This is a genomic window from Candidatus Hepatincolaceae symbiont of Strigamia maritima, from assembly GCF_055505085.1.
Genome location: NZ_DBKDTU010000097.1, coordinates 1 through 2,518 on the forward strand (window position 1 = coordinate 1; position 2,518 = coordinate 2,518).

Genomic DNA, 2,518 nt, shown 5'->3' on the forward strand with positions numbered 1-2,518 from the left:
GTAAATCTTCTAATCTCCATTTTTTATACTTCTTATCATATTCATTAGGATCTTTGAGCGATAACAGATGCCCGAAACACCACGTAATATTTGTACTCCCTATTTCAATATACCCATCCCTCCGCACTTGCCTAATACTCATTGTATCAGCTAGGGCATCTCCTATCGCCCGTGCTAAATCCGGCTTCTCTGCTATAAATAATCTCTTCATCTGCTTATTCCTTTTTCTGTAGATTTTTTTACAAATAAAGCTATTTTCTCTAATCCTTTTTCGTAATTTTTTAGTATAAAGTTTTTATATTCTTTATAGTCCCCTTGTTCATAATAGGAAATTAAAGATTTTTTATAAATATCTATAGTTTTATCTAAATAAAACAAAGGCATTTTATTATTACTAACTAATGCTGTGGTTTGGGTAATTCTTGCAATTCTTTTATTGCCATCTGTGAAATATTGTAAATAAGCTAAATTATTATGTAGATAAATAGACTTTTCAAAAATATTAGTATATTTTTTACTGTTATTACAAATTACGTTTAAATATTCCTCTAATTCTATTTTATCAGTACTTGGTAAGTAATTGCTTCCTCCTATTCGTACCGGAATATTCCTTACAGCACCTAATTCATAGCTTTGTAAGATATTCTGCATAGCTAATTTATGAAGATTCTTTATATTTTGGGTAGTTATTTCTAAAGTATTTTCTGACATTAAAAAAGTATAAACTTTTTTCAGGTTAAGCAACATTTGTGCATCAGTAAAAGGCTTACCATTAGCAGTTATTCCACTTAAAATTAGTGTTTCTGCTTCTTTATAAGTATAAGTACAACCCTCAATATAAGCGTTGTTATAGGCAAAATCTATTGATAAATCTTCAATGTTTCTATTAGCTTTTAGTGGTTTTAAATTATATTGTTGATTAATACTTTCTAGGTAATCTTTCTCAGGTTTTGATAGTATTTCTTTATACTCTAAAAATTCTTTATTGAACTTCATAATGCTACTCCTATTTTTTTATAACTTTATTATATTATTTTTCTTTATTATCAAATAAATCCAATTGTAGTAAATCTATTTTTCTAAAATATTTACCTAATTTCTCTTGATTTTCTTTATCTATAGAGAATGTCTTATTCACAAATTTATGTTCTATCTTAGTATTATCTAAAAAGTTTTTAATTAAAAAAGTAAAAGTAGGATTATTTAACTCTAATTTTTGGTTATATTGTAAATTCTTTAACCCTATTACTGCTGTAGTTAAATAATCCTTATCTTTATCTTTAGGTAAATGCCCTATTTTCTTAAACAGCTTAGCTTTTTTATTACAATCACTAATTATAGCATTAACCTCCTTTCTGTAAGCAATACAAATAAAAGAGGGCATATTTTCCTGAGATAAAAAATTGATTAGATTCTTATTATCCATTTTTAGATACCTTCCTGTTTTAGAAAAATATCTAACTCTAATGGCTTTAGATATTTTACATCTAAAGGATTAGGTAACCTCTGTAGATATTCTTCTATTTCTAAAGGTTGATAATCTAAAAAGACTAACTTGCTCTTTAGGGGTAATTTAAACTCTTCTTTATGTCCTACCAGAGTTTCAAGTTCCTTGATAATCTCAAAGGGATTAATATTAATTGCTATATAATTTCCGTATAAACTATCTAGTGCTGTCACTAACAGATTATATTTTAAATATAGTTTCATTTGGTTTTGATAAAACTTAAATTTTTCTTGTTCTATCTTATGCCAAGTAACTCCTTGTAATAATTGTTCACTATCTATTTTAATAAAATGTTGGTTATTAAAATTATCAAACTCATTTTTATCTTTAAATATTAAATACATTATTTACCTACCTTTCTTGATCTTTATTATTATTTAGAGCTTCCTTATAAGCTTGGGATAACTTTAAATGAAAGTTTGTCCCGGCTAAAACTTGTGAGGTTTGTTTTAAATTCACAAATCCTTGCGGATGAATATCAGCTTTTAGTGATACTTGCTCTCCTTCTTTAAACTTAGTTAAGAAAGTTTTTTGTACACTGTCAAAAGTGTTAATACTATGAAATTTACTAAACTCACCCTCTTTACCCTCAGTAGTAGCTAGCTGAAAATAAGCATGATCCCCTTCTTTTGCTGTTAATAGAGTTTTAGCAATTCTACCGGTTAATTCTATTTTAGCTTGCGGTCTTTGGAATTCAAGGGTTTCTTTCATATCAAAAACTGTAAAATTAGTATAGTTTTTAATCTCTCCGTCTTTCTCAACTTTATTATGAGAAATTACACCTTGAATTTGAATTTGCGGAGCTTTTTCTTTAGTGTCCATAGACTTTAAGTTTTCCCATAATTTATCTTCTCCTTCTTTCTTTTTGAAATAAGAAACATTAAACCATTCAGATATCTTATCTTTACCTTTTTGTACTGCTACGGAAAAACTAGCTACTCCTTTTTCTTCATTAAAATAAATACGTTTATGATTAATATTTCCTATAATATCAAACTTATTAGTAGCATA

At 27.1% G+C, this 2,518-nt stretch carries 5 protein-coding genes; all 5 read right to left on the reverse strand.

Annotated elements, in window-relative coordinates; all coding sequences use genetic code 11:
• Positions 1–211 (reverse strand): hypothetical protein (locus tag ACQCX0_RS02325; protein WP_462562550.1); only part of this gene is annotated, 211 nt, incomplete at its 3' end.
• Positions 208–996 (reverse strand): Fic family protein, encoded by a 789-nt coding sequence (locus ACQCX0_RS02330; RefSeq protein ID WP_462562551.1) that lies wholly within the window; start codon positions 994–996, stop codon positions 208–210. The genes ACQCX0_RS02330 and ACQCX0_RS02325, both read right to left, overlap by 4 nt.
• A gap of 34 nt (positions 997–1,030) precedes the next feature.
• Positions 1,031–1,426, reverse strand: coding sequence for a hypothetical protein (locus ACQCX0_RS02335; protein ID WP_462562552.1), 396 nt, complete (start codon positions 1,424–1,426; stop codon positions 1,031–1,033).
• A 2-nt stretch (positions 1,427–1,428) separates the two neighbouring features.
• Positions 1,429–1,851, reverse strand: coding sequence for a hypothetical protein (locus ACQCX0_RS02340; RefSeq protein ID WP_462562553.1), 423 nt, complete (start codon positions 1,849–1,851; stop codon positions 1,429–1,431).
• 7 nt (positions 1,852–1,858) lie between these two features.
• Positions 1,859–2,518 (reverse strand): hypothetical protein (locus ACQCX0_RS02345; protein ID WP_462562554.1); only part of this gene is annotated, 660 nt, incomplete at its 5' end.